The sequence below is a fragment of the Microbacterium sp. Leaf161 genome (genome assembly GCF_001423645.1).
GTDB classification, from domain to species: Bacteria; Actinomycetota; Actinomycetes; order Actinomycetales; family Microbacteriaceae; genus Microbacterium; species Microbacterium forte.
This window is the reverse complement of sequence record NZ_LMOW01000001.1, coordinates 194,119-220,632: the sequence shown is the minus strand read 5'-3', so window position 1 is coordinate 220,632 and position 26,514 is coordinate 194,119. Positions and strand designations below refer to the sequence as shown.

Sequence of the window (26,514 nt, the reverse complement as noted above, 5' to 3'; positions counted from 1 at the left end):
CCTCCACCTACTTCCGATTCGCGCGGTAGTACGCGAGCAACGCCTTCGTGGACGCATCCTGCGCCTCGATCGCCGACTCGTCGCCGCCGATCGCCGGTGCGATCTGCATGGCGAGCTGCTTGCCGAGCTCGACGCCCCACTGGTCGAACGAGTTGATGCCCCAGATCGTGCCCTGGGTGAAAGTGACGTGCTCGTAGAGCGCGATCAGCTGGCCGAGCACCCCGGGGGTGAGTGCGGGCGCGAAGATCGAGGTGGTCGGGCGGTTGCCGGGGAAGGTGCGCGCGGCCACGAGCGCTCCCGTGGTCCCCTCGGCCTCGACTTCTTCGGCGGTCTTGCCGAAGGCCAGGGCCTTTGTCTGGGCGAGGAAGTTCGCCAGGAACAGCTCGTGCACGTCCTGACCGCCGTCGGTCAGCGGGTACGCCGGGTTGACGAAGGCGATGAAGTCCGCCGGGATCAGCCGCGTGCCCTGATGGATCAGCTGGTAGAACGCGTGCTGGCCGTTGGTGCCCGGTTCTCCCCAGAACACCTCGCCGGTGTCGGTGGTGACGGGGGTGCCGTCCCACCGGACGGACTTGCCGTTGGACTCCATCGTCAACTGCTGCAGGTAGGCCGGGAACCGACTCAGCTGCTGCGCGTAGGGCAGCACCGCGTGTGACTGAGCACCGTGGAAGTTGACATACCAGACGTTGAGCAGGCCCATCAGCACGGGGACGTTGCGCTCGAGCGGGGTCGTGCGGACATGCTCGTCGACGGCGTGGAAACCGGCCAGCAGCTCGCGGAACGCATCAGGACCGAGCGCGATGGCGAGCGACAGCCCGATCGCGGAGTCGACCGAGTAGCGACCGCCCACCCAGTCCCAGAACCCGAACGCGTTCGCCGGGTCGATGCCGAACGCGGCGACCTTGTCGAGCGCCGTGGACACCGCCACGAAGTGGTGTGCGACGGCGTCGGTGCGCGCGTCGTCGTCGTCGGAGATGGCGCCGGAGGCCTGGAGCCCGGCCCACAGCCAATCGCGCGCAAGCCGGGCGTTGGTGAGCGTCTCGAGAGTGGTGAAGGTCTTCGATGCGACGATGAAGAGCGTCGTCTCGGGGTCGAGGTCCGAGGTCTTCTGCGCGAGGTCTGTCGGATCGATGTTCGACACGAACCGGGCCTCGATGCCGGCATCCGCGTAGGGCTTCAGAGCCTCGTAGACCATGACCGGCCCGAGGTCGGAGCCGCCGATGCCGATGTTGACGACGTGGGTGACGCGCTTGCCGGTGATGCCGAGCCACTCGCCGGCACGAACCCGGGTGGCGAACGCGCTGAGCGCGTCGAGCACGGCATGCACATCGGCATCCACGTCCTGTCCGTCGACGACGAGCGCGGGGGAGGCCCCGGCCGGTCGGCGCAGTGCGGTGTGCAGCACAGCCCGGTCTTCGGAGGTGTTGAGATGGCTCCCCTCGAGCATGGCGGCGTAGCGCTCGGCGACACCCGTCTGCTCGGCGAGACGCAGAAGCGCGGCCAGAACGTCATCGGTGACGATGTTCTTCGACAGATCGACATGGAGGTCCGCGAGCGGGAACGAGAGACGTTCAGTGCGGTCCGGATCCGCGGCGAACCAGCCCCGCAGATCGACGGTGATCGACTCGCGCAGCGCGGCGAGCTCGGACCAGGCGGGAGTGTGTGTCGGATCAACAGGAGCGGTCATGGATCCACGGTACTGCCGCACGCGACCCGATGCGCCCGCGATGACGTCGGGTCTCGTCCTAGGATTGCTGCGATGACCGACACAGCGCCCGAGACGACGTCGGAGAGGCGGCTGAGGCGCGAGATCGGTCGCAGGTTCGTGCGCACTCCGTTCGCATGAGGACTGCTGTTCCTGATCGCTGCGATGGTCTGGACGATCGCGGGCGACGACCTGAGCTTCTTCCCGTTCCTGCTCATGCTGCTCGGTGGCTGGAGCATCGCGTTCTCGTTCGTCAACGCGACGATGGAGATGCGCCCGGTGCGCACCGGCGTCGCGGTGCATCTCGGTGTCGCGGTCGGCCTGACAGCCGCGATGATCCTCGTGATCGAGCCCGGTGACGCGCTGCTGGCCGGCCTGCCCGAGCCGGTGCGCGCGGTCGCCATCGTGCTGCAGATCGCCGCCGGCCCCGCAGCCGGGTGGATCTGGCTGGGCCTCCTGTCGCGCCTCATCGATCTCATCGGGCGTCGTGATGCGAAGCGACGACCGCCTCCCGCTGCCCCCGAGTGGGAGCGCGACGAGGGCGGCGACGGCTCCGGCGTGGAATTCTCGGCCCTCGACCTGCGTATGCGGACGCTGACGCTCGCCATCGTGGCAGTGGTCCTGGTCGTCGGCCTCGCAGGAACGGCTCTGCTCATCGCCTTCGACGACGCGGTGATGCGCGTCGGAGCCCGTCTCGCGATCATCCTGATGGGTGTCGTCGTCGGCCTGCCGATCTATCTGCTGCTCAGAGGAGCGCTGCGCCGTCGTACGCTGTCGTGCGGCGTCGCATTCGGCAATGACGAGCTGCGCATCCGTGCGGGGTCCACGACGCACCGCATCCCCTTCCGTCAGCTGCAGCGCCTCGTCTGGCGAACCCGCTCGGACTATGCCCGCATCGAGGTGCGGGGCGCGGGTGTGGACCTCTCGCTGATCGCCGGGCTCGCCGAGCCGCCGCCGGGCCGCACCGGCGAGCTGCCCGCGCTGCCGCGCCGGGTCTTCCGCCGGCTCGAACTCTCAGGGTTGAGCGTCGAACGCGCGCGCCGTGATGAGGTCGTGACGTTCCGCCGGCCCTGATCGCGCACGCGTGTACACGAGGACCCGTACCCCGGGGTACGGTTTCCTTCATGGGAAGACTGCGGTATGACGGCACATCTGAGCCGATCCTCATCGATGACGAGACGCTGGCTCATCTGAAGGTCATCGTCGGCACGAAGCTGCGTCGCCAGGAGAGCTTCATGATGACCTGGCTTCCTCCCGAGGGCGGCGATCCTGGGCGCGTCACGGTATGGATCCATCCGGCGATCCCGCTGCAGTTCCTCTTCACGTCAGCCGAGCCCCAGGTCATCCAGAAGCAGCGGGTCGAAGAGATCATGCACGCCCTCAACGCGACGGGCGAACTCGTGATCGATGACTACGTGCAGGCGAAGATCGCCGACGGGAGCAAGCCGAAGTCCTGACCTACTCGGCCGGGTAGCGGTCCGTCTTCAGCAGGCTGGCCAGGTGCGCGGCATTGCGAGCGGCTGTCGCCGTCGCCTGTGCGACCTTCTCGGGGATCTCGTCGAGATCCTTGTAGTCGACGGTCTGCATCGCCTCCCCGTTCCAGTAGATCGACGACTGCGCCGGCACGGAGTATCCGACGTCGTTCAGCGACTGGAACAGGATCGCGGCGATGTGGTGCGCGCCATCCTCGTTGCCGACGATGCCGGCGATCGCGACCTTGTCGAAGAGGATCGGTCGTCCCGCGTCATCCGTCTCGCTCAACTCCGCGTCGAGGCGCTCGAGAACCCGCTGCGCGACGCTCGAGTGCTGTCCCATCCAGGTGGGCGTCAGGAACACGAGGATGTCGGCGGCATGAACCTTCTCGCGCAGCGTGGGCCACTGGTCGTCTCCACCCATGTCGGCCTCCACGCCGGGGCTGAGGACGTGATCGACGGCGCGTACGAGCTCGCCGGTCACTCCGTGCTCGGCGAGTGCTGAGAGGATCTGCGAACCGAGAAGGTCGGTGCTCGATTCCGCGGGGGAGGGCTTGAGGGTGCAGGAGATGGCGAGAGCAGTCAGTTGTGCGGTCATCCCTGCACCAAATCATCGTCGGCGTCGATAGCCCAGGGGGTTCCGTCGCTGGCAGGTGTGCGCTAGACGGTATCCTGGATGACGGCCGCTACGACAGGAGATCCCGTGATCCTCAGCTTCATCTTCTTCATGATCCTCTTCCTCGGAGGCATCTGGCTCATGGGTCTCGCGCAGTCGCTCGAGGACTTCCAGGCGATCGTCTTCGTCGGCGGACTTCTCATCACCAGCCTGTCGCTCGCATTCATGATGCGTGCAGGCGGTTCGGCCACTCGTCGCAAGGACAACTGGTCGGGCAACGCCACCGAGTGATCAGCGTCGTCTGGCCAGCCTCGCCTCGAGGTTGGCCCGCACTGCGGGCCATTCCGGTTCGATGATCGAGAACTCGACGCTGTCGCGCAGTGCACCGTTGCGGTACCGGCTCATCGCGCGCATGACGCCGTCCTGCTTCGCTCCCAGGCGTTCGATCGCGGCGCGCGACTGGAAGTTGACCCACTGAGTGGTCAGGCCCACCCGGAAGACGCCGAGCTCTTCGAATGCATGCCGGAGCAGCAGCAGCTTCGATTCGGCGTTGGTCCCGGTTCCGTGCGCAGACGGACGGTTCCAGGTGTACCCGATGTGCAGCCGCGGGACGTCACCCTCGAGGTCGTAGTACGAGGTGAGGCCGAGGATGCGCCCCGAGGCGTCGAACGCCGTGAAGGGGATCATCCCGCCGCTCTCGATCAGACCGATGCGACGGTCGATCTCGGCGGCGAGACCTTCGGGAGAGGGCACCGATGTGTACCAGGCCTGCTTCCACAGATCGCCTTCGCGTAGCGCGTCGAGAAGTCCGTCGTGATGCGAGGTCTCCAGCGGGCGGAGCTCGACGAGTCGTCCGGTGAGGGTGATCGGGGCCGGGGTGGTGCGGAAGGTCATGCAGCCATTCAATCAGCGTGGCGCCCGGGGGCGGATCATGCGATCAGGGTGCGGTGCTCCCATTGGCCTCGGCCCATCTTCGCGCCGACGTACGTGGCGTCGCCGACGCGGCGGAGCAGCCGCTGGTAGGCGGTCACGATCTCGATCGTCACTCCCAGCTCGAACGCGAGGCTGGCCGGGTGGGTGCCTCGCGCCTTCTCGGCTTCGGCGTAGGCGTCGGCGCTGATCAGCAGGCGCGCAGCCCACTCGTCGGCACGTCGCTCCTGACGCGCGCGGATCGACGGGTCTGCCTCGGGGATGTGGCCGAGCACGGCGTGCGCCAGCTCGTGCGCGATCACGCTGCAGGTCGCTCTCCGGCTGAGTCCAGGGGAGATGCGGATGGTCGCCGTCTGCGGTTCGTAGCCGCCGTGGCACCGACCTCGACGTTCGACGAGGTGCAGCCCGTTCTCTTCGAGCAGGCGGAGGAGGGCCTCCATGGTCCTCCTCGTCGCAGGTCGTCAGTCGTAGAGATCGTCGGTGTCGTCGGCGTGGGCGAGGGGAGACTCGAACGCGACTTCGGATCGATCTTCGCGTCGACCACGGACATCGGTGCGCGGGTGGAGCGGGGTGATTGTGGCGCCGCCGCGCTCGACCTCGGAGCGAAGCCGCTCTTCTGCGCGAGTGATCATGATGTGGGGCGCGAGGTCGAGCGACGCGCTGACCGCGTACACGATGGGGACCGGGATGGAGCGCTTGCCCGTGACGTAGTTGTCCAGCGCGCTCCTGGCGATGCCGATCTCTCGCGCCATCGCGGCGATGCTGCTGCCTGCGGCGCCGATCTCGGCACGGAGCTGGCGGCCGACCGCCGCGTTGAACTGCTCGCCCGGTGTCTTCACGTGAGTCACGATAGCACCGAGATGAAGCCAGGATGCCGTCATATTGGTGTCTTCGAGGCTTGAGGTGCTACGTATGCGGCGATACTGTCGATGAATGACGACAGATGTGCGACGTGTGGTGGCTGAGGCAGTGGAAGAAGAACTGCTGCGCGCGGGTCGCAGCACTCAGTGGCTCTCGGCGCGGGTGGGCATCACCGGCGCCGAGCTGCGCGAGAAGCTCGCGGGCGAGGTCGACTTCACCGTCACCGACCTGGCAGAGATCGCGCAGGCGCTCGACATCGCAGTCGCACAGCTCACCCCTCGCCCGCACTAGCGTGGGGGTATGAAGACCATCCCGTTCGGATCCGTCACTGCCCCCGCCGTCGTCGCCGGAATGATGCGCATCGATGACAAGGATGACGCGCAGATCCGCGAGCTCTACGACACGGCCCGCGGCGCGGGCATCGACTTCTTCGACCATGCCGATATCTATGGCGGAAGCATGCACTTCTGTGAGGGCCGCTTCGCCGAGGCACTGGGGCTGAGCGCCGCCGAGCGCGACGAGATCGTGCTGCAGACCAAGTGCGGCATCCACCCCGCTGAGGGCACGTTCGACTTCTCGTACGATCACATCGTCCGCCAGGTCGAGGGGTCCCTCGCGGCGCTGCGCACCGACCACATCGACGTGCTGCTGCTGCACCGTCCGGATGCGCTGGTCGAACCCGAAGAGGTCGCCAGGGCGTTCGACGAGCTCGAGGCCGCGGGCAAGGTCCGCGCGTTCGGCGTCTCGAACCACACCCCTCGGCAGATCGATCTGCTCCGCACCGCCGTCACCCAGCCCCTGATCGCCAACCAGTTGCAGCTCTCGATCACGCACGCGCCGATCCTCGCGCAGCCCGTCGCCGCGAACATGGCCGGCGAAGACCAGAGCCTCGTCCGCGACGGCGGCGGCATCGTCGAGTACTGCCGCATCAACGGCATCACGATCCAGGCCTGGTCGCCATTCCAGGGTGGCTTCTTCACGGGCGTCTTCCTCGGCAACCCCGAGTATGCCGAGCTCAACGGGGTGATCGATCGCCTGGCGGAGTCGTACGGAGTCGCACCGATCGCGATCGCGACGGCGTGGATCACGCGTCATCCCGCCAAGATGCAGGTCGTGCTCGGAACCACGACTCCGCAGCGCGTGCAGGATGCGGCAGCGGGCGCCGACATCGAGCTCACCAGGGCCGAGTGGTACGAGCTGTTCCGCGCGGCCGGTCACCTGCTGCCCTAGCAGCGGCAAGACGCGGCCCGGTCGTCTACCCTGAACGCATGCCGTTCCTGTTCTCGCTCCTCGTCATCGCGCTGATGGTCGGCGCGATGGTCGACATCATCAGGAGAGACGACGCGCAGGTGAGGTACCTGCCGAAGATGGCGTGGGTCATCATCGTGATCCTGCTGCCCCTCATCGGCAGTCTGCTGTGGTTCGCGATCGGCAGGGAGTACTCCGAGGCCGGTCTTCGGATCCCGCGGATCCCCCGCATGCGGCCGGCTGCTCGACCTGCGGCTGCTCGACCTGAACCGCGCCCGACACCGCCCGTCGACGCCCGCAGCACCGAGCAGCAGATCGCCGATCTCGATCACGAGATCGAGGAGTGGCGGCTGCGTCAGGAGATCGAGAAGCGCAGGCGCGAGGGCGGCGGTGACTCGTCGAGCGGGACGACTGACGCGCCTCGCTAGCGGACGCGCTCGAGATCGAACGACTCCCGCAGGGCGTCTTCGAGGTCCGGGTACGCGAACTCGAAGCCGGCGACCGTGAGCTTCTCGGGGATCACCCATCGGCTCTTGAGGATCAGCTCGGTCTCGGTGCGGATGGCGATGGCGCCGAGCTCGAGCATCCACCGGGGCATCGGCGGTCCGATGCGCACTCCGAGCACCCGCCGGACGGTCGCCATGAAGTCGGCGTTGTCCGTCGGATTCGGGGAGGCGGCGTTCACAGGGCCATCGAGCGTCGGCGTGACCTCGAGGAAGTCGATGATGCGGGCGATGTCCTCGACGTGCACCCAGCTGAACCGCTGCCGACCGCGGCGTGCTCCCGGGCGGTGCGCGGTGCCGGCGGCCCGGCGCGCGCGACTGATCGGCCACCGCCCGTCGTGCTGCGCCCCGCCCAGGCCGAGTCTGGCCAGGTTCTTCAGGGGGCCGAGCACGCCGCCGTGGCCCAGTACGATCGCGCTGCGCAGGGCCACCCGGCGCGTGTGCGGCAGGTCGTCGGCGAACAGGGCGCGCTCCCATGCCTTCGCGACCTCGACGGAGAATCCTGTGCCGATCTCGCCCGATGACTCGGTCATCGGTCGCTCCTCCGCGTGGCGGTAGATCGTCGCCGTCGACGAGTTGACCCACAGCGGGGGAGGACTCGCGGCTCTCGCGATCGCGGAGCTCAGCGACGAGGTGGTGTCGAGCCGCGAACGGAAGATAGCCGCGCGGTTCTCGGGTGTGTAGCGGCAGTTCACGCTCTTGCCCGCCAGGCCGATCACGAGCGACGCGCCGTCGACGGCTCGATCGATCGCCGCCTGGTCGCCCCAGGAGATGTCGGCGCCCGAGCGCGAGATCGTGATGACCTCCCGCCCGGCTGACTGCAGGTGCGGGATCAGGTACTGCCCCATGAACCCGGTCGAGCCGCCGATCACGACGGGGCCTGACGCAAGGGGTGTCGGATCTGTCACGGGGTCTCGCTCTCGATCGCGTACTCGAAGAAGCCGGTGTACTCGTAGACGCGACCGAGCAGAGGGGCATCGATGGTCATGTTCACGTGGTGTCGTTCACGCTGCTCGTCCCAGCGTTCGACGAGGCCGATGCGCGGACGAAGGAAACGCGGAGCCGCGATGCGCAGCCGCCCGAAACGCATCCCGACGCGGCGGATGGTCAGCACGACCGCGCCGTCGCGTACGTCGATGTCGAAGGTCGTGACGACCGTGCGATGAGGGCCGATCTCGTTGCGCAGGATGCCGTTGGCGCCGAGCGAGACGATGTCGGGCATGACCCACGTGCGCCCCGGAAGGTAGAAGTGCCTGACCGCAAGAGCCTCGCCCGCGACCGTGCGGTTCTCGATGCGGAACGGCACGTCGTGCTCCCACCCGGCGAACGCGACTCCGAGAGACTCCGCGATGCGGAGCACGGGCCAGAGCCAGCGATGACGGGATCCCGCGGTCGTGAAGACCCCGGTGCCGACACCGACGTGGCCTTCGGGGATCGTGCGGAAGTACCAGGCGGTCTTCGGGTGGAGTTCCGAGATGCGGTCGCCGAGCGCGCGCTCGTAGGGCGAACGTCGATCCGTGCCTGGTGCTGTCACGCCTTCACCCTATCGAGCGGTCGGCCGCAGCAGCCGGTCGAGCAGCGCGAGAGCCTCGTGCTGCGGGGCGGTGTCATCGAGCAGCCACTGCGTCTGCAGGCCGTCGGAGGCGGCGACCACCAGGGCGGCGACGGCCTCGGCATCCACGTCCTCCCGCATGCGTCCGGTGTTCTGCTGCTCCCGCACGACCGCGGCCATGTCCGCTCGCAACCGCGCGAATCGGGTCGTCGCGAACTCGCGGGCGGCCGGGTGCCCTTCTTCGAGAGCGGCGGCGACCAGCATCGAATACAACTGCACGAGACCGGGGACCTCGCGGTTGGTGCGCGCGGACTCGATCATCCGCTCGACGGGGGTCGCATCCGGCTGAAAAGCGTCGGGATGCTGGCGCTCTGGTGCCGTGCTCTCCTGGTAGACCGCGACGAGCAGCTCTTCGAGCGACCCGAAGTAGTGCGTGAGGGCTGAGTGGGTGACGCCGACGGCGCTCGCGATGGAGCGCAGGCTCGTGCGGTCGGCCCCGCGCTCGGCGAAGACCTCGATGGCTCGATCGAGGATCTCCTGGCGACGGGCGATGCCCTTCGCATACGCACCGCGTTGCCGTGGGCGATCCTGATCGTCGGTCATGGTGAGAGTGTAACGACATGAAAACTTCCGCGCGGAGGTATTTGGTGATAGCGTGCTCGGACAGACGGGCGAAGACGGCCCGCACGTCACCGACGACCGAAGGAGACCCCGTGGCGATTCAGACTTCCATCCAGCTGTTCACGATCAAGGATCAGCTCGAGACCGACCTAGAGGGCTCACTGAAAGAGGTTGCCGCCCGAGGCTTTACGGCCGTCGAGCCCTATGACTTCGTGCGCCGTGCGCAGCCGCTCGCCGATGCGCTGGCCGACGCGGGTCTCACCGCGCCCTCGGGTCACGCGTTCCTCGCCTCCGAGTCGTTCGTGAACCCGGACGGCAGCGGCACCACGCTTCCTGTGCCCTCGCCCGCTGAGGTGTTCGCTGCCGCGAAGGTGCTCGGCATGGACACGGTCATCGACCCGTACACCGAGCCCGCGCGCTGGGAGACGGTCGAGCAGATCGAAGAGACCGCACGTCTGCTCAACGAGGCGGCCGCCGTGGGTGCCACCGTCGACGTGCGCGTCGGCTATCACAACCACGCCCACGAGCTCGAGGCCGTCTTCGACGGGGTCACCGGACTCGAGGTGCTCGCGGGCCTGCTCGACGACCGCGTCGTGCTCGAGGTCGACCTGTACTGGGTCGCCCGCGGCGGCGTCGACCCGGTCGCACTTCTGCAGCGTCTGGGCGACCGGGTCATCGCCGTGCACGCCAAGGACGGCACGCTCGATCCCGCGCTGCTGAGCGCCTACCCGCCCGCCGACCAGGTCGCGGCGGGAGAGGGCGTGGTCCCGCTGGTCGAGGCCATCGCCGCGGCCCCGGCACTCGAGCTCGCGATCGTGGAGTTCGACCACTTCGACGGCGACCTCTGGGACGCCATCGAGCGCAGCCGCGTCTACCTCGACGAGAAGGTGGCCGGCTGATGGCGATCGGCAACGGGCCCGTCGGTGTCGGAATCATCGGCGCGGGGAACATCAGCGACCAGTACCTGTCGAACCTGACCACGTTCCCCGACGTGCGGGTGCTCGCCATCGGCGACCTGCTCGAGGAGCGCGCGAGGGCGCAGGCCGAGAAGTACGGCGTCCCGCGGGCGGGCGGCGTCGAGCTCGTGCTCAACGACCCCGAGATCGACATCGTGGTGAACCTGACGATCCCCGCGGTGCATGTCGAGGTGTCCGAGGCGATCCTCGCCGCAGGCAAGCACGTGTGGACCGAGAAGCCGATCGGCGTCAGCCGCGACGAGTCGCTGCGCCTGCTGCAGAAGGCGGATGCCGCGGGGCTGCGCGTCGGCGTCGCGCCCGACACGGTGCTCGGGCCGGGTGTGCAGACGGCGAAGCGCGCCATCGCCCGGGGCGACATCGGTCGTCCGCTGTTCGCCCAGACCACGTTCCAATGGCAGGGGCCGGAGATCTTCCACCCGAACCCCGCGTTCCTGTACGCCAAGGGCGCGGGGCCGCTGCTCGACATGGGGCCGTACTACGTCTCGGCTCTCGTGCACGTGTTCGGACCGGTCGCAGCCGTCGCCGCGCTCGGTCTTCAGGGCAGCCCGACCCGCACCGTGCAGGTCGGCGAGCTCGCCGGCCAGGAGTTCCCTGTCGAGATCCCGTCGACGCTGAGCGTGCTGATGGACTTCGAGCAGGGTGGACAGGCGCAGAGCCTGTACAGCACCGACTCGCCGCTGCTGCGCACGGGCATCGTCGAGATCACCGGCACCGAGGGGACGATCGTGATCCCCGACCCGAACACCTTCGGAGGCGAGATCACGATCACCCGGCCGCTGACACAGGCCTTCGTGCCGCCCGCGCCGATGACGCAGGAGGTCGTCGACGTGGTCCAGGAAGGTGTGCTCTCGGGTCGCGGCGTCGGTCTGCTCGACATGGCGCGTTCGATCGCCGCCGACCGCCCGCATGTCGCGACCGGTGAGTTCGGCTACCACGTGCTCGACACCCTGCTGTCGATCGAAGAGGCCGCCGAATCGCGCAGCTTCGTGCAGGTCGCGAGCACGATCGACGAGGTCGGCTCACTCGACGCCGACTTCGACCCGTTCGAGGCGACGCTCTGAGATCGGCCGATGTGGTGACGAGGGCGCGGTCAGCGCGCCTTCGTCACCACATAGCGGTCGACGCTCGCGGGTGAGAGCACCTCGCGGGCGACCATGATCGCGGCCCCGAGCACGGCGGCCCTGTCGCCCGCCTGTGACTGCACGATGGCCAGATGCTGGGTCGCCAGCGGGATGGACCGTCTGTAGACGACCTCGCGCACCCCGGCGAGCAGGTGCTCGCCGGCCCTGGCGATGCTGCCGCCGAGCACGATGATCGACGGATTGAGCAGATTGACCACCGTCGCCAGGACCTCGCCCACATCGCGTCCCGCCTGCCGTGTCGCCTCGATGGCTGCGGCATTGCCGGAGCGCACCAGCTCGATCACATCGGCCGGGCTGTGCGCCTCGTGCCCCGCGCCGCGCAGCGCCGTCGCGAGGGCCGACCCGCTCGCGAGCGCCTCGAGGTCGCGCTCGTCGCCGGGCTCCCTGGTGGACCCGGCCACTCTCGGCACCTGGACATGCCCCATGTCGCCGGCTGAGCCCTGCGCCCCCCGTTGCAGCTGTCCGCCGGCGATGATGCCGGCTCCGATGCCGGTCGAGACCTTCACGAAGATCAGGTCGTCGACGTGCGGCCACATCGTCGCGTGCTCGCCGAGGGCGAGGATGTTCACGTCGTTGTCGACCAGCACAGGCACGTCGAACGTGCGCTGCACGTAGCCGGGGACGTCGAAGCGGTCCCAGCCGGGCATGATCGGAGGGTTGGTCGGCCGACCCGTCGAGTGCTCGACGGGCCCGGGCACGCCGATCCCGATGCCGAGCAGCGGGATGCCCACGGCCGCCGGAGTTTCGAGCAGGGTCGCCCCGTCGGCGAGGATCACGTCGAGCAGATTGTCCGGTCCGTCGGCGATGTCGATCGTGCGTGTGCGCGAATCGAGGATCACGCCGGCGAGATCCGCGACGGCGATCGTGGCATGGGTGGCGCCGAGGTCGACGGCGAGCACGACTCCGGCGCGGGAATTGAAGGCCAGCCGCGCCGGCGGACGCCCGCCGGTCGAGACGGCCTCGCCCGCCGGACGAAGGAGGTCCGCGGCGAGCAGGGCGTCGACGCGCAGCGCGACGGTCGACCGGGCGAGGCCGGTGATGGCTGCGAGCTCGGCCTTGGTGCGAGCGGTGCCGTCGCGAAGGATCTGGAAGATCTCGCCCGCGCCGGGGTTCGCTGCCGCGGCGGTGCGGAGTGCGTCGACCATTGCGTCAGTAAACCACAGACTTGGAACAGGGCTCGATCGACTTCCGATTCGTTACAAAGAACTTTTGACAGAGGTCTAGCAAAAGTCGGAGAGCCTGTGTCAGACTCACCCGCATGACAACGGATGTCACTGACACCGGTCTCGGGACGATCCGAGCCGGCATCCTCGGCGGGGGATTCATGGCACGCGTGCATCGCACCGCGGCCAGGGACGCGGGCGGCGAGCTCCGCGCCGTCGCCACCCGCTCCGCCTCGGGCGGACGACTGGCCGCAGATGAACTGGGTGCCGGGCGCGCCGAGGTCGATGCCGCCGCGCTCCTCGACGCCGACGACATCGACGTCGTGCACATCTGCACCCCCAACGCCACACACGCCGCACTGGCACTCCGAGCGCTCGAGTCCGGCAAGCACGTCATCTGCGAGAAGCCCCTGGCCACGAACGCCGCAGACGCCCGCAGGCTCGCCGAGACCGCGGCGTCGCGAGGGCGGGTCGGCGCGGTTCCCTTCGTCTACCGCTACCACCCGATGGCGCGCGAGGCGCGTGCCCGCGTCGCCAGGGGAGACATCGGCGAGCTCCTCACGCTCGACTGCTCGTATCTGCAGGACTGGATGCTGCATCCCACCGACGACGACTGGCGGGTGCGCTCGGCATCCGGCGGGTCGTCCCGGGCGTTCGCCGACATCGGTTCGCATCTGTGCGACCTCATCGAGTTCGTGATCGGCCAGCGCATCAGCGCGCTGAGCGCGCGCACCCGCAGGGTGTTCGACGAGCGAGCGGGCCAGGCGGTCGACACCGAGGACATCGTCGCGATCCTCGTCGAGACGGAGTCCGGTGCCCTCGGCACGCTGCTCATCTCGCAGATGGCGGCCGGACGCAAGAACGCTCTGACGCTCGAGCTGCACGGATCCAGGCAGACACTCCGCTTCGAGCAGGAGCGGCCGGAGGAGCTGTGGATCGGCATGCGCGACGAGTCCCGACTGCTGCTGCGCGATCCCGCCACGGCCGCGCCCGACTCGGCCCGCCTGCAGCGGGTGCCCTCGGGGCACGCGATGGGCTACCAGGATGCCTTCAACGGCTTCATCGCCGACGTGTACGCGGCGATCGGCGGTGCGAAGCCCGAGGGACTGCCGACGTTCGAAGACGGGTTCCGCTCGGCCGTGCTGACCGAGGCGGTCCTCGCCTCCGCGGCCGCTGACGGACGATGGACGGAGGTGGCGGCATGACCGCGACGATCACCCAGCCGGTGCTCGAGGTGTCGGGCATCCGCAAGTCGTTCTTCGGCGTCGAGGTGCTGAAGGGCATCGACTTCGACGTGCGTCCGGGCGAGGTGCACGGCCTCGTCGGCGAGAACGGTGCAGGCAAGTCGACTCTCATGAAGATCATCGCCGGGGTGCAACCCGCCGACGACGGCGTCGTGCGGTACCGCGGCGGAGAGGTGCGGTACGCGCACCCTCGACAGGCGATGGACGACGGCATCGTGACCGTCTTCCAGGAGTTCACCCTGCTGCCAGAGCGCACGGTCGCGCAGAACGTCTACCTCGGACGCGAGCCCCGCCGTGCCGGCTTCGTGGATCAGAAGGCGATGGTCCGCCGCACCGGCGAGCTGCTCGCCGATCTCGGTGTCTCGTTCATCGACCCCCAGGCGCGGGTCGGGTCGCTGACGGTCGCGGAGCAGCAGATCGTCGAGATCGTCAAGGCGCTCTCGTTCGAGGCGCAGGTCATCTCGATGGATGAGCCGACCGCCGCACTCAGCGATCGCGAGGTCGAGCTGCTCTACGCAATCATCCGTCGGCTCACCTCGCGCGGGGTGGCGGTGATCTACGTCTCGCACCGGCTGAAGGAGATCTTCGACCTGTGCGACCGCATCACGATCCTCAAGGACGGCGCTCTCGTGTCGACCGACGACACGGGCGCGCTGACGACCGAGGAGCTCGTGCGCCGCATGGTCGGCCGCTCGATCCAGTCGTACTACCCGGATGCCGTGGCGGGCACGGTCGTGGGGGAGCCGCGTCTCGAGCTCGACGGCTGCGGCAACGCCTTCGTCGACGGGGTGTCGCTGACCCTGCGCGCGGGGGAGATCGTCGGACTCGCGGGACTCCAGGGCTCCGGGCGCACCGAACTGGTCGAAGGCGTCTTCGGGATCGACCCGTTCGTGCGGGGCTCGATGCGGGTCGACGGCTCACCGGCGCGCATCACGAGCGCCAGGGCGGCAGTGCGCGCCGGGTTCGCGCTCGTCTCGGAGGACCGCAAGGCCCAGGGGCTCGCGCTGGGGCAGTCGGTGCTCGACAACGCCCTGCTCGTGACCCGCAGCGTCTTCGCTGCTCGCACCGCCTCTTCCAGGCGCGAGGTGCCCGGAGTGCTCAGCTCCCTGGAGATCAGCTCGAGGGGCGTCGACCAGGAGGTGCGGTTCCTCTCCGGCGGCAACCAGCAGAAGGTCGTCCTCGCCAAGTGGCTGCTCACCCAGCCGCAGATCGTGCTCTTCGACGAGCCGACCCGCGGCATCGACGTCGGTGCGAAGTACGCGGTGTACCAGCTCATGCGCGAGCTGGCGGCTCAGGGCAAGGCGGTGCTGATGGTGTCGAGCGAGCTGCCCGAGGTGATCGGCATGAGCGATCGGATCCTCGTGATGCATGACGGCGAGCTCGTCGCCGAGCTGCCCGCAGGGTCGGCCGAGCATGAGATCCTCGGCGCGGCCACGGGCGCCACCATCGACGGAGGTGCACGATGAAGCGGCTTCGGATCGACTCGACGGTCATCGTCCTCGGCATCCTGATCCTGACCCTCATCGTCGGCGCCATCCTCGTCGGCACCGTGGGGCGCAATTTCTTCAGCCCCGGGAACATCCGCGACATCCTCACCGGCATGAGCGTGCTCGGACTCGTCGCGATCGGCCAGACCCTGGTGGTGCTCGGAGCATCGCTCGATCTGTCGGTGACCTACGTCGTGAGTCTCTCGAGCCTGCTGGCTGCGACGATCATGAACGGGAACCCCTCGAACGTGCCGGCCGCCGTCGCCGTCACCCTGCTCGTCTGCGCAGGCATCGGCCTGGTCAACGGTCTGATCGTCACCGTGCTCAAGGTCAACGGCTTCATCGCCACCCTCGGCGTGGGGCTCATTCTGCAGGGCATCCTCAACACCAACTTCGAGGGCTCGGCAGGCAGCGTGCCCTGGGAGTTCCAGCTCATCGGCGCCACCGGCGTCGGGCCCGTTCCCGTCTCGACGATCATCATGATCGCGCTCGCCGTGCTCGTCTGGTTCCTGCTCAACCGCACCCGCACCGGCGCCCATCTGTACGCGGTCGGCGGCGACCCGGAGATCGCCCGCCTGTCCGGTGTGCGCACCAAGCCGCCGCTGATCGCCGCGCACGTGCTGTGCTCGGTGTTCGCAGGGCTCGCCGGTCTGCTGCTCGCCAGCCGTCTCGGCGTCGGCAGCCCCACCGTCGGCCAGCAGGGCGGCTACGCGCTGCTGTCGATCGCCGCGGTCGTGCTCGGCGGCACGCTGCTGCTGGGCGGACGCGGCTCGATCTGGGGAGCGATCGGCGGCGTCGCGATCCTCGCGGTCGTCGACAACGTCATGAGCGTCATGCAGGTCAACCCGTTCCTGAAGGACGTCGTCCGCGGCGTCGTGATCGTCGCCGCGGTGGCGGTCTACAGCCGGCGCTCGATCGTCAGCCGCCGCCCGCGCTTCGGAGCAGGCGGCACGAGAACCGGGGGAGACGACGCCGCGAAGGCGGCCGAGTCCGAGATGGCGGCCGCCGCATCGGAGCTCGCCGATACGAACCCCGTGGCGGAAGGAGGACGCGCATGAACGCGCTGCGCACACTCGTGAGCCCTCGGGGCGCGGTGTTCCTGCTGCTCGTGATCCTGCTCGTGGCGGTCATGATCCTCAACCCGAGCTTCGCCGAGCCGGGCCAGGTCATGAGGTTCATCCAGCGCGTCGCCCCGATCGCGATCGTCGCCATCGGTCAGTACTTCGTCATCATCGCGGGCGAGTTCGACCTGTCGCAGGGCTCGCTGATCACGGCCCAGGTGATCATCGCCGGCAACCTCGTCGGGCAGAACGACTCGCGCACGATTCCCGTGCTGCTGCTCATGATCGTCTTCGGAGTGGTCGTCGGACTCGTCAACGGGGTCATCACGACGCTGCTCAAGGTGCCCTCCTTCATCGTCACGCTCGGCATGATGCTCGCCCTTCTCGGCGGCGTCATGTGGTGGACGGGCGGAGCGGCCACGGGAAACCCGGCAGACAGCTTCCGCGAGATCGGCCGCGGCGGCATCCGCGATGTGCCGCTTCTCGAGTTCATCCCGTGGGCGGTGTTCATCCTCATCGGCTGGCTCGCCCTCGGCATCTGGATCACCAAGCGCCCGCTCGGCAAGCTGCTCATCGCGGTGGGCGACAACGCCACGGCGGTCGACTTCGCCGGTGCGCGCAGCGCCTGGGTCACCACCCGCGCCTTCGTGATCTCGTCGCTGTCGGCGACGCTCTCGGCCGTGCTCCTCGTGGGATACGCCGGGGTGCACCCCTCGGTCGGCCGCGGCTACGAATTCGTCGCGATCACGGCCGTCGTCCTCGGTGGCGTCGTGCTGGGCGGCGGTCGAGGCTGGATCGTCGCGGCGGCTGCCGGTGCCTTCGCTCTCGAGGCCCTCTTCATGCTGCTGAACATCGCCGGTGTCCCGTCGACGCTGCGAGACGCCGTGCAGGGCGTCATCATCATCGCCGCCGTCGCCTACTCCGCCGTGGCCTTCCGCGCACGGCGCAAGCGAGGCCCGCAGACCTCTTTCGATCTCTCGACCGCAGAACCCGCACAGACCGCAGAACCCGCAACAACCAGCACCATCCACACAGAAACCAGAGGAGATTAGCAATGCGACGATCAATGAAGATCGCCACCGCAGGGGTGGCTCTCTTCGGCCTCATCGCGCTCGCCGGGTGTACGACAGACCCGTCCGTGGCGCCGGCGGAGTCGGAGAACCCGGAGGAGTCGGCGGAGACCACCGAGTGGTTCGACCAGGAGCTCTTCGACAAGCAGATGGAGGAGCGGGGCGTCGAGCCCCAGGGCCCGGCGGACGAGCCGTACCTCCAGCACATCAACGCCGAGATGGTCGACACCTCGGAGTTCGCGAGCGAAGGAGCCAAGAAGGCCTGCTTCGCGAACGCCTCGATCTCGAACCCGTGGCGGCAGACGGGCTGGATCACGATGAACGAGCAGCTGAAGTCTCTGCAGGAGGCCGGCGCGATCAGCGAGATGGAGACCCGCGACGCGCAGGACTCCGATGACACGCAGATCGCCGACATCGACTACTTCATCTCGGAGGGCGACTGCGACGTCTTCCTCATCTCGCCCAACAGCACCGCGGCGATGACCCCGGCCGTCGAGCGGGCATGCGAGACCGGCAAGCCGGTGATCGTGTTCGACCGCGGCGTCGACACCGACTGCCCCGTCACGTTCATCCACCCGATCGGCGGATTCGCGTGGGGCATCGACACCGCCGAGTTCCTCATCGACAACCTCGAAGAGGGCGACAAGGTCGTGGCGCTCCGCATCCTCCCCGGCGTCGACGTGCTCGAGCACCGGTGGGCCGCGGCGGAGAAGCTCTTCGACGAGGCGGGTATCGAGGCGGTGGACTACTTCACAGGCGCGGACCCGGCAGAGATCAAGAGCATCATCAGCGACGAGCTCGCCAAGGGCGATGTCCACGGCGTCTGGATGGATGCCGGTGACGGCGCTGTCGCCGCGATCGAGGCCTTCGAGGACGCCGGCGCCGACTACCCGGTGATGACCGGTGAAGACGAGATGAGCTTCCTCCGCAAGTGGAAGGACACGGGTCTCACCGGGCTCGCACCGGTCTACTCGAACTTCCAATGGCGCACGCCCCTGCTCGCCGCGCAGATGATCTTCGCGGGTGAAGAGGTGCCGAAGGAGTGGGTGCTGCCGCAGAAGCCGATCACCGAGGGAGAGCTCGACGACTACCTCGCCGCCAACGAGGGCATGCCCGACGGGCACTACGCGAAGTTCGGCGGGGAGAACCTCCCCGGCTACCCGACGGTGTGGCAGGAACGTCAGATCCCGTAACCCTCTGTGATGCTCCCGCCCTTCCCTCCGCGTCCCGCGGATGGGAGGGTGGGAGCACTCGCGTCATCCCCGAAGGAGCAGGATGCCTCGCACGATCGCCGTCAACACGTGGGTGTGGACGTCTCCGCTCACCGACGCGACGCTCGGACCGCTCGCGCGCAAGGCCGCCGCCATGGGGTATCAGGCGCTCGAACTGCCGCTCGAGAGCATCGGGGACTGGGATCCGGCGCGATCCCGCGACGTGCTCGACGATCTCGGTCTCGGCGCCATCGTCATCGGAGCCATGGGGACGGGGCGCTCGCTGCTCGCGCAGGCGGGCGACGTCGGCGCGACCCAGGACTACCTGCGATCGTGCATCGCCGCAGCGGCGACGCTCGGCTCCGCCGTGGTCGCCGGCCCCTTCTACGCACCCACGGGCGCGACCTGGCGGATGTCGGCGGATCAACGCGCTCAGATGGTGCGGGAGCTGCGCGAGAACCTCGAACCGCTGGCGTCGGATGCCGCCGATGCCGGGGTCACCCTCGCCATCGAGCCGCTCAACCGCTATGAGACCAGCGTGCTCAACACCGTCGAGCAGAGCCTCGATGTGCTCGCGCCGTTGCTCGGTGCGGGCGTGGGGCTCGCTCTCGACACCTATCACCTGAACATCGAGGAGAAGAAGCCGACGCAGGCCATCCGCGCGGCGGGGTCGGCGATCGCCCACGTGCAGGTGTGCGGCAGCGATCGGGGAGCGGTCGGCGACGATCACACCGATTGGCCGGAGATCCTGCGAGCCCTCGACGACGCGGGGTATCGGGGTCCGCTCGGGCTTGAGAGCTTCACGGGTGAGAACGCGACGATCGCGGTCGCCGCGTCCGTGTGGCGACCACTCGCGGAGAGTCAGGACGAACTCGCCGCACGCAGCATCCAGGCGCTGAGAGTGCTCGGCGCCTGAACCGTCACGCGATACGAAGGAGTGTCCATGACCACTCACCCGGTCACCCTGTTCACCGGCCAATGGGCAGATCTGCCCTTCGAGGAGGTCGCGCGCCTCGCGGCGGAGTGGGGGTACGACGGCCTCGAGGTCGCCGCCTCGGGCGATCACCTCGACCTGCGGCGGGCCGATGAGGATGACGCGTACGTCGCCTCGCGCCTCGAGATCCTCGACCGGCATGGACTGCAGATCTTCGCGATCTCGAATCATCTCGCGGGGCAGGCGGTGTGCGACGCGCCCATCGACTTCCGCCACCGGGCGATCCTGCGCGACTACGTGTGGGGAGACGGGGAGGCGGAGGGCGTGCGCGGCCGCGCGGCGGAGGACATGAGACGCGCGGCTCGAGTGGCGCGAAAGCTCGGCGTCGACACCGTCGTGGGGTTCACCGGCTCGTCGATCTGGCCGTATCTGGCGATGTTCCCGCCGGTGCCGGCATCCGTCATCGAGGCCGGTTTCGAGGACTTCGCCGCCCGTTGGAGCCCGATCCTCGACGTGTTCGACGGCGAGGGCGTGCGCTTCGCGCACGAGGTGCATCCGGGCGAGATCGCCTATGACTACTGGTCGTCGGTGCGGGCGTTGGATGCGATCGACCACCGCGAGGCGTTCGGGTTCAACTGGGACCCGTCGCACATGATGTGGCAGAACATCGACCCGGTCGGGTTCATCGTCGACTTCGCCGACCGGATCTATCACGTCGACTGCAAGGACACCCGGATGCGGCCGCACAACGGGCGTGCGGGAGTGCTCGGCTCGCACCTGCCATGGGGAGATCCCCGACGCGGGTGGGACTTCGTCTCGACCGGTCACGGCGACGTGCCATGGGAGGACTCGTTCCGCGCGCTGGACGCGATCGGGTATGCGGGCCCCATCTCGATCGAGTGGGAGGATGCCGGAATGGACCGCCTGCACGGGGCCCCGCAGGCGCTCGCCTACGTGCGGTCGCTGCTGTGGCCCGTGCCCACCGCGTCCTTCGACGCCGCCTTCAGCAACCAGACGACCGGAGACACCGCATGACCATCCAGCACACCGTCGTCTTCCGCCTCGTGCACGAGGCGGGCAGCCCCGAGGAGCGCGAGTTCCTCGCCACCGCCAGAGCCGTGCTCACGTCGATCCCCGGGGTCGACGACTTCACGATCCGTCGCCAGGTGAGCCCGAAGAGCGACCTGGAGCACCAGTTCTCGATGGTGTTCCACGACCGAGCGGCGTACCGCGCATACGACGCACACCCTGCGCACACCGCGTTCGTATCGGAGCGCTGGGTGCCCGAGGTCGCCGCCTTCCAGGAATACGACTTCGAGGAGTGACCGTCCGGTTTCGTGACAGGCCGGTCGAGTTGTGCGGGGTCAGGCCGAGTCGCGCAGCTTCACGAGACGCTCGTGCCCGGTCTCCTCGAGCTCTGCGATGCTCTCGCGCGACTTGAGGAAGTCCGAGAACGACCGGTAGCCGAGGGCCTTCTCGCTGAAGGAGGGGTCCATGCGGCGCATGTGCGTCTTCACGGCCGAGCTGTGCAGCCATTCGTCTGCGTCGGCCTTGTCATGCCCGAGACGCAGCGCGCGATGCAGCAGCTCTGTCGCCTCGCCCTGCTCTGTGCCCTCGGCGTGTTCGTCGACCTTGGCCGGAGTCGCGCTCGCAGCCGTGGCGGCGGCCGCCTGGGCCTTGGCCTTGGCGGTCTTGGCAGGCTGCCTCGTCCTCGTCTTCGCGGCAGGCTCTGCGGCCGGCTCGACGGCGGGTTCGACGGTGGCTTCCGGCACCGCGACGACGGTGGCCGGAGCGGTCTTGCTCGGGCGCACCACACCGGGCAGCGAGTCGTATGCCTCGAACTCATCGCACGCCGCGGCGAGCGACTTGGCCGTGGATCCCGCGACGCCGACGCCGATGACGTAGCGGCCGAGGCGCTTGCAGCGCTGCGCGAGGGGGACGTAGTCGCTGTCGCCGGCGACGATCACGACGTGCGTGAGGTCGGGCAGACGGAACATGTCTTCGACGGCGTCGACGGCGAGGCGGATGTCAGCGCCGTTCTTGGCATAGGCGGCGGCCGGGAAGAGCTGCACGAGATCGACGGCGCGGGCCACGAGCTGCGAGCGGTACACGGCATTCACCGGCGACGACCAGTCGGCGTAGGCACGTGTGAGCACGAGCGTGCCGAAGGACGCCGCGTAGTCGATGATCGCGCCGACCTCGATCATGGCGCGGGAGAGCCGCTCGGTGACCTCGGGATCGGTCGGGTTCTCGGTGATGCGCTGACGGTCTTTGCCGTAGGCGTTGCGTCCGTGCACGCGGTCGTACCAGGAGATGACGATGTTGTCGAAGTCGAGATAGACGGCGACACGGGCGTCGTTGGCTTCAGCCATGGTTGACTCCTTCGCGCGGGTAGCGCACCCCGATCTGGGCGCGGATGTCGTCGAGCGTGCCCATGATCGCGACACTCTCGGCGATCGGCAGGATGTCGCCCTCGAGCACGCCGTCGGCGACGAGGCGCTCGGCCGCATGCGCCTGATACTGCATGCCGCGGCCGGCCACCTCGGACACGTACTCCTCGACGACCGTGCCGTCGGGGAGCACGACGCGGAAAGTCGTCGGGGTGTACCAGACGCGATCGATGTCGATGCGGGCCCTCGTGCCGACGATGCTCGCGGCGTTCGGGCCGGCGGCTCGCGACGATGAGAGAGTGGTCGAGATCGCGCCGCCCTCGTGGGTCATGACGGTGGCGACCTCGGCATCCGCTCCGGTCTCGATGAGCCGGGCCACGGCATGGATGGCGGTCGGGGCGCCCAGGACGTCCCACACGAACGAGATCGGGTAGATCCCGAGGTCGAGCAGTGCACCGCCGCCGAGCTCGAGAGCGTTCAGGCGGTGGGTGGGGTCGTCCGGCAGGAGCTGGGTGTGGTCGGCGGTGACGGCACGGATCTCTCCGAGCGTTCCGTCGGCGATGATCTCGCGGATGCGCACCATGTGCGGCAGATACCGCGTCCACATGGCCTCCATCGCCAGCAGCCCGCGGTCGGCGGCGAGGCGCTGCAGGTCTTCGGCCTCGCCCCGGTTGAGGGTGAAGGCCTTCTCGACCAGCACATGCTTGCCGGCCTCGAGCGCGAGGCGGGCGTTCTCGTGGTGCAGCGGGTGCGGGGTGGAGACGTAGATGATGTCGACGTCCGGGTCGGCGACGAGGGCCTCGTACGTGGGGTGCGCGCGGGGGATGTCGAAGCGGGCCGCGAACGCGTCGGCCGACTCCTGCGAGCGCGAGCCGACAGCGACGAGGTCGAGCCCTGCCGTGCGCAGATCGGATGCGAAGGCGCCGGCGATGCCGCCGGTCGCGAGGATTCCCCAACGAAGACCAGTCATGGTCTCAGCGTAGAGGGTCGCACCGACAGCCGGATCGCCGCGAGGATGTGTCGGCGTATGGCGCTGCGTGTCTCCGAGCTTCCCCTGCGATTGGCGGCCGCCCACGGCGCTCGTACTTTCGGGGGCATGACCGAACCCCTCATCATCGGCGCCATGGTGCGCACCCTCGGCGCCTATCCGTCGGGTTGGCGTCAGCCGGGAGCGCACCGGAACCCCTCGTCGGATGCCGACATCCTCCGTCACATCGCGCGCGAGGGTGAGGACGCCGGGCTCGACTACCTGTTCTTCGGCGACTGGCTGGCCACCGGGCCCGACCTCGAGTTCCGCGACCCGTATCTGCTGGCGCGCATAGACCCGGTGAGTGCGGTGCTGTTCCTCGCCGGCGTCACGTCGCGCATCGGCCTCATCGCCACCGTGAACACGACCTACGCCGACCCCTACGCTACCGCTCGCTCGCTCGCCTCCCTCGACGTGCTGACCCGTGGACGCGCCGGCGTCAACCTCGTCACCGGCGCCGAGCCTCGCGCCGCGGGCAACCACGGCCGAGACGCGCACGCCGACAACGAGACCCGATACGACCGCGCCGAGGAGTTCGTCGCGGCGCTGCGACGCCTGTGGGACTCGTGGAGTGACGACGCCTGGATCGCGGATGCCGAGCGCGGCGTGCTGATCGACCCGGACGGCCTCCGTGGCGCCGACCTGCACGGGGAGCATCTGCGGGTCTCCGGTCCGTTGAACGTGGCCAGGCCGCCGCAGGGGCAGATCCCGATCGTGCACGCGGGGACGTCTGCTCGGTCCCGTGTGCTCGCGGCCACCGAGGCAGACCTGGCACTGATCGCGGCCCCGAACCTCGCGGATGCGATCGCCACCCGGCGTGACCTGCGCGACATCGCAGCCGCCTCCGGGCGCTCGCCCGAGGCGCTCGCGGTGATCGCTCCCGTGCTTCCCGTCGTCGCCGACTCGAATGACGAGGCGCACCGCATCGTCGAACGGCTGCTCGCCCTCGTGCCCCTCGCCGAAGGGCATCAGCCGTCGCGCACGGCCTTCCCGACGAACCGATCGGTCGCGGCACTGGCCGACGCGCTCGGGGTGGCACCGGACGACCGGCTGCGCGCGGCCGGTTTCGACGACGAGGTATCAGCGGACGATGCGCGGCGACTGGGTGACGCCGGCGCCGCGCTCATCGATCGGCTCACGCGCATCGCGGGCGTGCGCGTCGCGGGGGAGGGGAGGTCCGCCGCGCTCACCTGGCGTCATCTGGTGGCGGCGCACGCCGTGCCTGCCGCCTTCGTGGTCGGCGATGCCGCCACGATCGCCGACCACTTCGAGACCTGGCGCGACGAGGGGGCCGCAGACGGTTTCAACGTGCTCTCGGCCTTCCAGCCGGCGCAGTTCGAAGCGTTCACCCGCCTCGCGGCCCCCGAGCTGCGTCGCCGCGGCCTGCTCGGGCGCGCAGACGTCGGCGCCACCGGCACCCTGCGCGACCGTCTCGGCATCGGCCGTCGAGACGGGGCCGCGGCGGCCACGCTCGCGGCGCGGTGACCCCCCGGATCATTACGTCACGTTGCGCCGGGTGACCGGTCATGACGCCTCGTGACAGGGCACGTCCGTGCATGACGACTCCATTGGCGGCGGGGCGAGGAGAGTCCCTAGCGTGACCATCACCCGCACACCACGAACCACAGCATCCCTTCTCAGGAGGACCGCATGACCCGCCGTCTCATCCGCGCAGCAGCAGTCGCGCTCCCGCTCGTCCTCGCCGCGAGCCTCGCGGCGTGCGCCTCGTCGCCGGCGCCCTCCGGAGCGTCGGACGCCTCCGGTGACCCCGTCACCGGAGGTACGCTCACGTACCTCGAGCACCAGACGTTCACGAACCTGTACCCGCCGCAGGCGGGGTTCTATCCGAACGGCGGCGTGGTCAACAACATCACCGCCCGCCTCACCTGGCAGAACCCGGACTCGCTCGAGATCGAGCCGTGGATCGCGTCGGACTGGACCGTGAACGCCGACGCCACCGAGTACACGTTCACCCTGAAGCCGGATGTGACGTTCTCGGACGGCACCCCGGTGGATGCCGCAGCCGTGGCGAAGAACTTCGACACCTACGGCCTGGGCGATCCGGAGCGCGGACTCACCGTCTCGGAGGCGATCAACAACTACGCGTCGAGCGAGGTCGTCGACGACGACACCGTCACGTTCCGCTTCTCGGCCCCGGCCCCGGGGTTCCTGCAGGCGACCTCCACCATCAACTCCGGACTCCTCTCCTCCGACACACTCGACGGCACGATCGAGGACTTCGGTGCGGGCAACGCCGAGGCCATCGTCGGCGCAGGGCCCTTCACGGTCACCGACGAGAAGCTCGGCACCGAGTTCACCCTGACCGCCCGCGAGGACTACGCGTGGGCACCCGAGAGCGCCGAGAACCAGGGGCGCCCATACGTCGACGCCGTGCACGTGCTCGTGACCCCCGAGGACTCGGTGCGCATCGGCTCGCTGCTCTCGGGTCAGGCCGACTATGTGCGCTACGTGCAGGCCTTCGACGAGGACCGCGTAGAGAGCGCGGGCTTCACCCTCTATGCGCCACAGACCCGTGGAGTGAACAACTCGATCTCGCTGCGGCCGGAGAACCCGCTGCTCGCCGACATCACGGTGCGCCAGGCGCTCGTGGCTGCGGTCGACGCGCAGGAGGTCGTCGACACCCTGTTCACCGAGAACTACCCGGTCGCGACGTCGGTGCTGTCGCAGGAGGCGCTCGGCTACAAGGATGAGTCCGAGCACTACGCCTACGACCCCGAGAAGGCTGAGGAGCTGCTCGACGAGGCCGGATGGGAGGCCGGATCAGACGGCATCCGCGAGAAGGACGGCGAGCGTCTGTCGATCACCGTCTACGAAGCCGCCCCGCAGCCGCTCTCTAAGCAGACGCTCGCGCTCGTCGCGCAGCAGCTCGCCAAGGTGGGCGTCGAGCTCACGGTCAAGCCGGCGGATGCCGGTTCGTATGCCGAGGACACGCGTGACCCCCTGAAGACGGGGTTCTACCACTCGATGGTCGGCCGCGCGGACTTCGATGTGATCAAGAGCCAGTTCCACACGAAGAACCGTGATGCGCTGATCTCGAACGACGCCGAGCTCGACGCCCTGCTCGAGGCGGTCGCCTCTGAGCCCGACACCGAGAAGCGCGCGGAGGCGTCGCAGGCGGTGCAGGACTATATCGCCGAGCAGGCGTACGTCATCCCGCTGTTCGAGGAGCCGCAGGTCTACGGCGCCGCGACCTATGTGCACGGCGTGGACTTCGAGTCGGTCGGTCGCCCCACCTTCTCGGGCGTCTGGCTCGCCGAGCACTGAGCCTGAGCGACGGTG

At 68.8% G+C, this 26,514-nt stretch carries 29 protein-coding genes; 18 read left to right on the top strand and 11 right to left on the bottom strand.

Annotated elements, in window-relative coordinates; translation table 11 throughout:
• Positions 1 to 7 precede the first annotated feature (7 nt).
• Positions 8 to 1,687, bottom strand: a complete 1,680-nt coding sequence (pgi, locus tag ASF87_RS01080; protein ID WP_056373544.1) for a glucose-6-phosphate isomerase — start codon at positions 1,685 to 1,687, stop codon at positions 8 to 10.
• Positions 1,688 to 1,870: 183 nt separating this feature from the next.
• Here pgi and ASF87_RS01075 point away from each other — a divergent pair, with 183 nt between their 5' ends.
• Positions 1,871 to 2,779 carry a hypothetical protein gene (locus ASF87_RS01075; protein WP_056373542.1) on the top strand — a complete coding sequence of 303 codons (909 nt, stop codon included), beginning with the start codon at positions 1,871 to 1,873 and terminating at the stop codon, positions 2,777 to 2,779.
• A 50-nt stretch (positions 2,780 to 2,829) separates the two neighbouring features.
• The gene (locus ASF87_RS01070) at positions 2,830 to 3,162 is read left to right on the top strand and encodes a DUF7882 family protein (protein WP_056373540.1); all 333 of its coding nucleotides are present in this window, start codon (positions 2,830 to 2,832) and stop codon (positions 3,160 to 3,162) included.
• 1 nt (position 3,163) lies between these two features.
• Here the strand turns inward: ASF87_RS01070 and ASF87_RS01065 are convergent, their stop codons facing one another.
• Entirely contained in the window at positions 3,164 to 3,775 is a 612-nt protein-coding gene (locus ASF87_RS01065) for a flavodoxin family protein (RefSeq protein WP_056373538.1), read from the bottom strand.
• A gap of 105 nt (positions 3,776 to 3,880) precedes the next feature.
• Between ASF87_RS01065 and ASF87_RS01060 the strand changes: the two genes are divergently transcribed.
• Complete coding sequence (locus tag ASF87_RS01060; protein ID WP_042537303.1) at positions 3,881 to 4,084, top strand: hypothetical protein; 204 nt, start codon at positions 3,881 to 3,883, stop codon at positions 4,082 to 4,084.
• Here the strand turns inward: ASF87_RS01060 and ASF87_RS01055 are convergent, their stop codons facing one another.
• From ASF87_RS01055 to ASF87_RS01045, 3 genes are read right to left on the bottom strand one after another with little or no spacing between them, the layout of a single operon-like run.
• Positions 4,085 to 4,687 carry a GNAT family N-acetyltransferase gene (locus ASF87_RS01055; protein WP_056373536.1) on the bottom strand — a complete coding sequence of 201 codons (603 nt, stop codon included), beginning with the start codon at positions 4,685 to 4,687 and terminating at the stop codon, positions 4,085 to 4,087.
• A 35-nt stretch (positions 4,688 to 4,722) separates the two neighbouring features.
• Complete coding sequence (locus ASF87_RS01050) at positions 4,723 to 5,163, bottom strand: ImmA/IrrE family metallo-endopeptidase (protein WP_082508712.1); 441 nt, start codon at positions 5,161 to 5,163, stop codon at positions 4,723 to 4,725.
• A gap of 21 nt (positions 5,164 to 5,184) precedes the next feature.
• Complete coding sequence (locus tag ASF87_RS01045) at positions 5,185 to 5,562, bottom strand: helix-turn-helix domain-containing protein (RefSeq protein ID WP_235558837.1); 378 nt, start codon at positions 5,560 to 5,562, stop codon at positions 5,185 to 5,187.
• Positions 5,563 to 5,656: 94 nt separating this feature from the next.
• Between ASF87_RS01045 and ASF87_RS01040 the strand changes: the two genes are divergently transcribed.
• The 3 genes from ASF87_RS01040 to ASF87_RS01030 are packed head-to-tail and all read left to right on the top strand — an operon-like array spanning position 5,657 to position 7,260.
• Complete coding sequence (locus tag ASF87_RS01040) at positions 5,657 to 5,875, top strand: hypothetical protein (protein WP_056373534.1); 219 nt, start codon at positions 5,657 to 5,659, stop codon at positions 5,873 to 5,875.
• Between the two features lie 9 nt (positions 5,876 to 5,884).
• Complete coding sequence (locus ASF87_RS01035; protein WP_056373532.1) at positions 5,885 to 6,814, top strand: aldo/keto reductase; 930 nt, start codon at positions 5,885 to 5,887, stop codon at positions 6,812 to 6,814.
• A gap of 38 nt (positions 6,815 to 6,852) precedes the next feature.
• Complete coding sequence (locus ASF87_RS01030) at positions 6,853 to 7,260, top strand: PLD nuclease N-terminal domain-containing protein (protein ID WP_056373530.1); 408 nt, start codon at positions 6,853 to 6,855, stop codon at positions 7,258 to 7,260.
• Here ASF87_RS01030 and ASF87_RS01025 read toward each other — a convergent pair.
• Genes ASF87_RS01025 through ASF87_RS01015 form a run of 3 tightly spaced genes read right to left on the bottom strand, consistent with a single transcriptional unit; the run spans position 7,257 to position 9,490 of the window.
• Positions 7,257 to 8,243 carry an epimerase gene (locus ASF87_RS01025; protein WP_082508711.1) on the bottom strand — a complete coding sequence of 329 codons (987 nt, stop codon included), beginning with the start codon at positions 8,241 to 8,243 and terminating at the stop codon, positions 7,257 to 7,259. The two genes, ASF87_RS01030 and ASF87_RS01025, sit on opposite strands and share 4 nt — an antisense overlap.
• The gene (locus ASF87_RS01020; protein WP_056373527.1) at positions 8,240 to 8,869 is read right to left on the bottom strand and encodes a DUF4166 domain-containing protein; all 630 of its coding nucleotides are present in this window, start codon (positions 8,867 to 8,869) and stop codon (positions 8,240 to 8,242) included. The genes ASF87_RS01025 and ASF87_RS01020 overlap by 4 nt, the downstream gene beginning before the upstream one ends.
• A gap of 9 nt (positions 8,870 to 8,878) precedes the next feature.
• Entirely contained in the window at positions 8,879 to 9,490 is a 612-nt protein-coding gene (locus ASF87_RS01015) for a TetR/AcrR family transcriptional regulator (RefSeq protein ID WP_056373525.1), read from the bottom strand.
• 110 nt (positions 9,491 to 9,600) lie between these two features.
• Here ASF87_RS01015 and ASF87_RS01010 point away from each other — a divergent pair, with 110 nt between their 5' ends.
• Together ASF87_RS01010 and ASF87_RS01005 are read left to right on the top strand one after the other, a co-directional pair.
• Positions 9,601 to 10,407, top strand: coding sequence for a sugar phosphate isomerase/epimerase family protein (locus ASF87_RS01010; RefSeq protein ID WP_056373523.1), 807 nt, complete (start codon positions 9,601 to 9,603; stop codon positions 10,405 to 10,407).
• The gene (locus tag ASF87_RS01005; RefSeq protein ID WP_056373521.1) at positions 10,407 to 11,546 is read left to right on the top strand and encodes a Gfo/Idh/MocA family protein; all 1,140 of its coding nucleotides are present in this window, start codon (positions 10,407 to 10,409) and stop codon (positions 11,544 to 11,546) included. Before ASF87_RS01010 ends, ASF87_RS01005 begins: the two co-directional genes overlap by 1 nt.
• Before the next feature lie 29 nt (positions 11,547 to 11,575).
• On the opposite strand, the gene ASF87_RS01000 is transcribed toward ASF87_RS01005, so the two are convergent.
• Positions 11,576 to 12,772: an ROK family transcriptional regulator gene (locus ASF87_RS01000; protein ID WP_042537317.1), complete on the bottom strand. Its 1,197-nt coding sequence runs from the start codon at positions 12,770 to 12,772 to the stop codon at positions 11,576 to 11,578.
• A 113-nt stretch (positions 12,773 to 12,885) separates the two neighbouring features.
• On the opposite strand from ASF87_RS01000, the gene ASF87_RS00995 reads away from it, so the two are divergent.
• The 8 genes from ASF87_RS00995 (at position 12,886) to ASF87_RS00960 (ending at position 21,122) form a co-directional block, all read left to right on the top strand.
• Entirely contained in the window at positions 12,886 to 13,995 is a 1,110-nt protein-coding gene (locus ASF87_RS00995; RefSeq protein WP_056373518.1) for a Gfo/Idh/MocA family protein, read from the top strand.
• Positions 13,992 to 15,500 carry a sugar ABC transporter ATP-binding protein gene (locus tag ASF87_RS00990; protein WP_056376272.1) on the top strand — a complete coding sequence of 503 codons (1,509 nt, stop codon included), beginning with the start codon at positions 13,992 to 13,994 and terminating at the stop codon, positions 15,498 to 15,500. Before ASF87_RS00995 ends, ASF87_RS00990 begins: the two co-directional genes overlap by 4 nt.
• Positions 15,497 to 16,579, top strand: a complete 1,083-nt coding sequence (locus ASF87_RS00985; RefSeq protein WP_082508710.1) for an ABC transporter permease — start codon at positions 15,497 to 15,499, stop codon at positions 16,577 to 16,579. The genes ASF87_RS00990 and ASF87_RS00985 overlap by 4 nt, the downstream gene beginning before the upstream one ends.
• Complete coding sequence (locus ASF87_RS00980) at positions 16,576 to 17,634, top strand: ABC transporter permease (RefSeq protein WP_056373516.1); 1,059 nt, start codon at positions 16,576 to 16,578, stop codon at positions 17,632 to 17,634. Before ASF87_RS00985 ends, ASF87_RS00980 begins: the two co-directional genes overlap by 4 nt.
• Before the next feature lie 2 nt (positions 17,635 to 17,636).
• Positions 17,637 to 18,845 (top strand): substrate-binding domain-containing protein, encoded by a 1,209-nt coding sequence (locus tag ASF87_RS00975; RefSeq protein WP_056373514.1) that lies wholly within the window; start codon positions 17,637 to 17,639, stop codon positions 18,843 to 18,845.
• Between the two features lie 82 nt (positions 18,846 to 18,927).
• Positions 18,928 to 19,779, top strand: a complete 852-nt coding sequence (locus ASF87_RS00970) for a sugar phosphate isomerase/epimerase family protein (RefSeq protein WP_056373512.1) — start codon at positions 18,928 to 18,930, stop codon at positions 19,777 to 19,779.
• 27 nt (positions 19,780 to 19,806) lie between these two features.
• The gene (locus ASF87_RS00965; RefSeq protein WP_056373510.1) at positions 19,807 to 20,832 is read left to right on the top strand and encodes a sugar phosphate isomerase/epimerase family protein; all 1,026 of its coding nucleotides are present in this window, start codon (positions 19,807 to 19,809) and stop codon (positions 20,830 to 20,832) included.
• Positions 20,829 to 21,122, top strand: coding sequence for a Dabb family protein (locus ASF87_RS00960; RefSeq protein ID WP_056373508.1), 294 nt, complete (start codon positions 20,829 to 20,831; stop codon positions 21,120 to 21,122). The genes ASF87_RS00965 and ASF87_RS00960 overlap by 4 nt, the downstream gene beginning before the upstream one ends.
• A gap of 39 nt (positions 21,123 to 21,161) precedes the next feature.
• On the opposite strand, the gene ASF87_RS00955 is transcribed toward ASF87_RS00960, so the two are convergent.
• Entirely contained in the window at positions 21,162 to 22,169 is a 1,008-nt protein-coding gene (locus tag ASF87_RS00955) for an NYN domain-containing protein (RefSeq protein WP_056373506.1), read from the bottom strand.
• Positions 22,162 to 23,157 (bottom strand): Gfo/Idh/MocA family protein, encoded by a 996-nt coding sequence (locus ASF87_RS00950; protein WP_056373504.1) that lies wholly within the window; start codon positions 23,155 to 23,157, stop codon positions 22,162 to 22,164. Before ASF87_RS00950 ends, ASF87_RS00955 begins: the two co-directional genes overlap by 8 nt.
• A 126-nt stretch (positions 23,158 to 23,283) precedes the next feature.
• Between ASF87_RS00950 and ASF87_RS00945 the strand changes: the two genes are divergently transcribed.
• A complete protein-coding gene (locus ASF87_RS00945; protein ID WP_056376271.1) occupies positions 23,284 to 24,699 on the top strand; it encodes an NtaA/DmoA family FMN-dependent monooxygenase in 1,416 nt (471 codons plus the stop codon).
• 165 nt (positions 24,700 to 24,864) lie between these two features.
• Positions 24,865 to 26,499 (top strand): TIGR04028 family ABC transporter substrate-binding protein, encoded by a 1,635-nt coding sequence (locus ASF87_RS00940; protein WP_056373502.1) that lies wholly within the window; start codon positions 24,865 to 24,867, stop codon positions 26,497 to 26,499.
• Positions 26,500 to 26,514 lie beyond the last annotated feature (15 nt).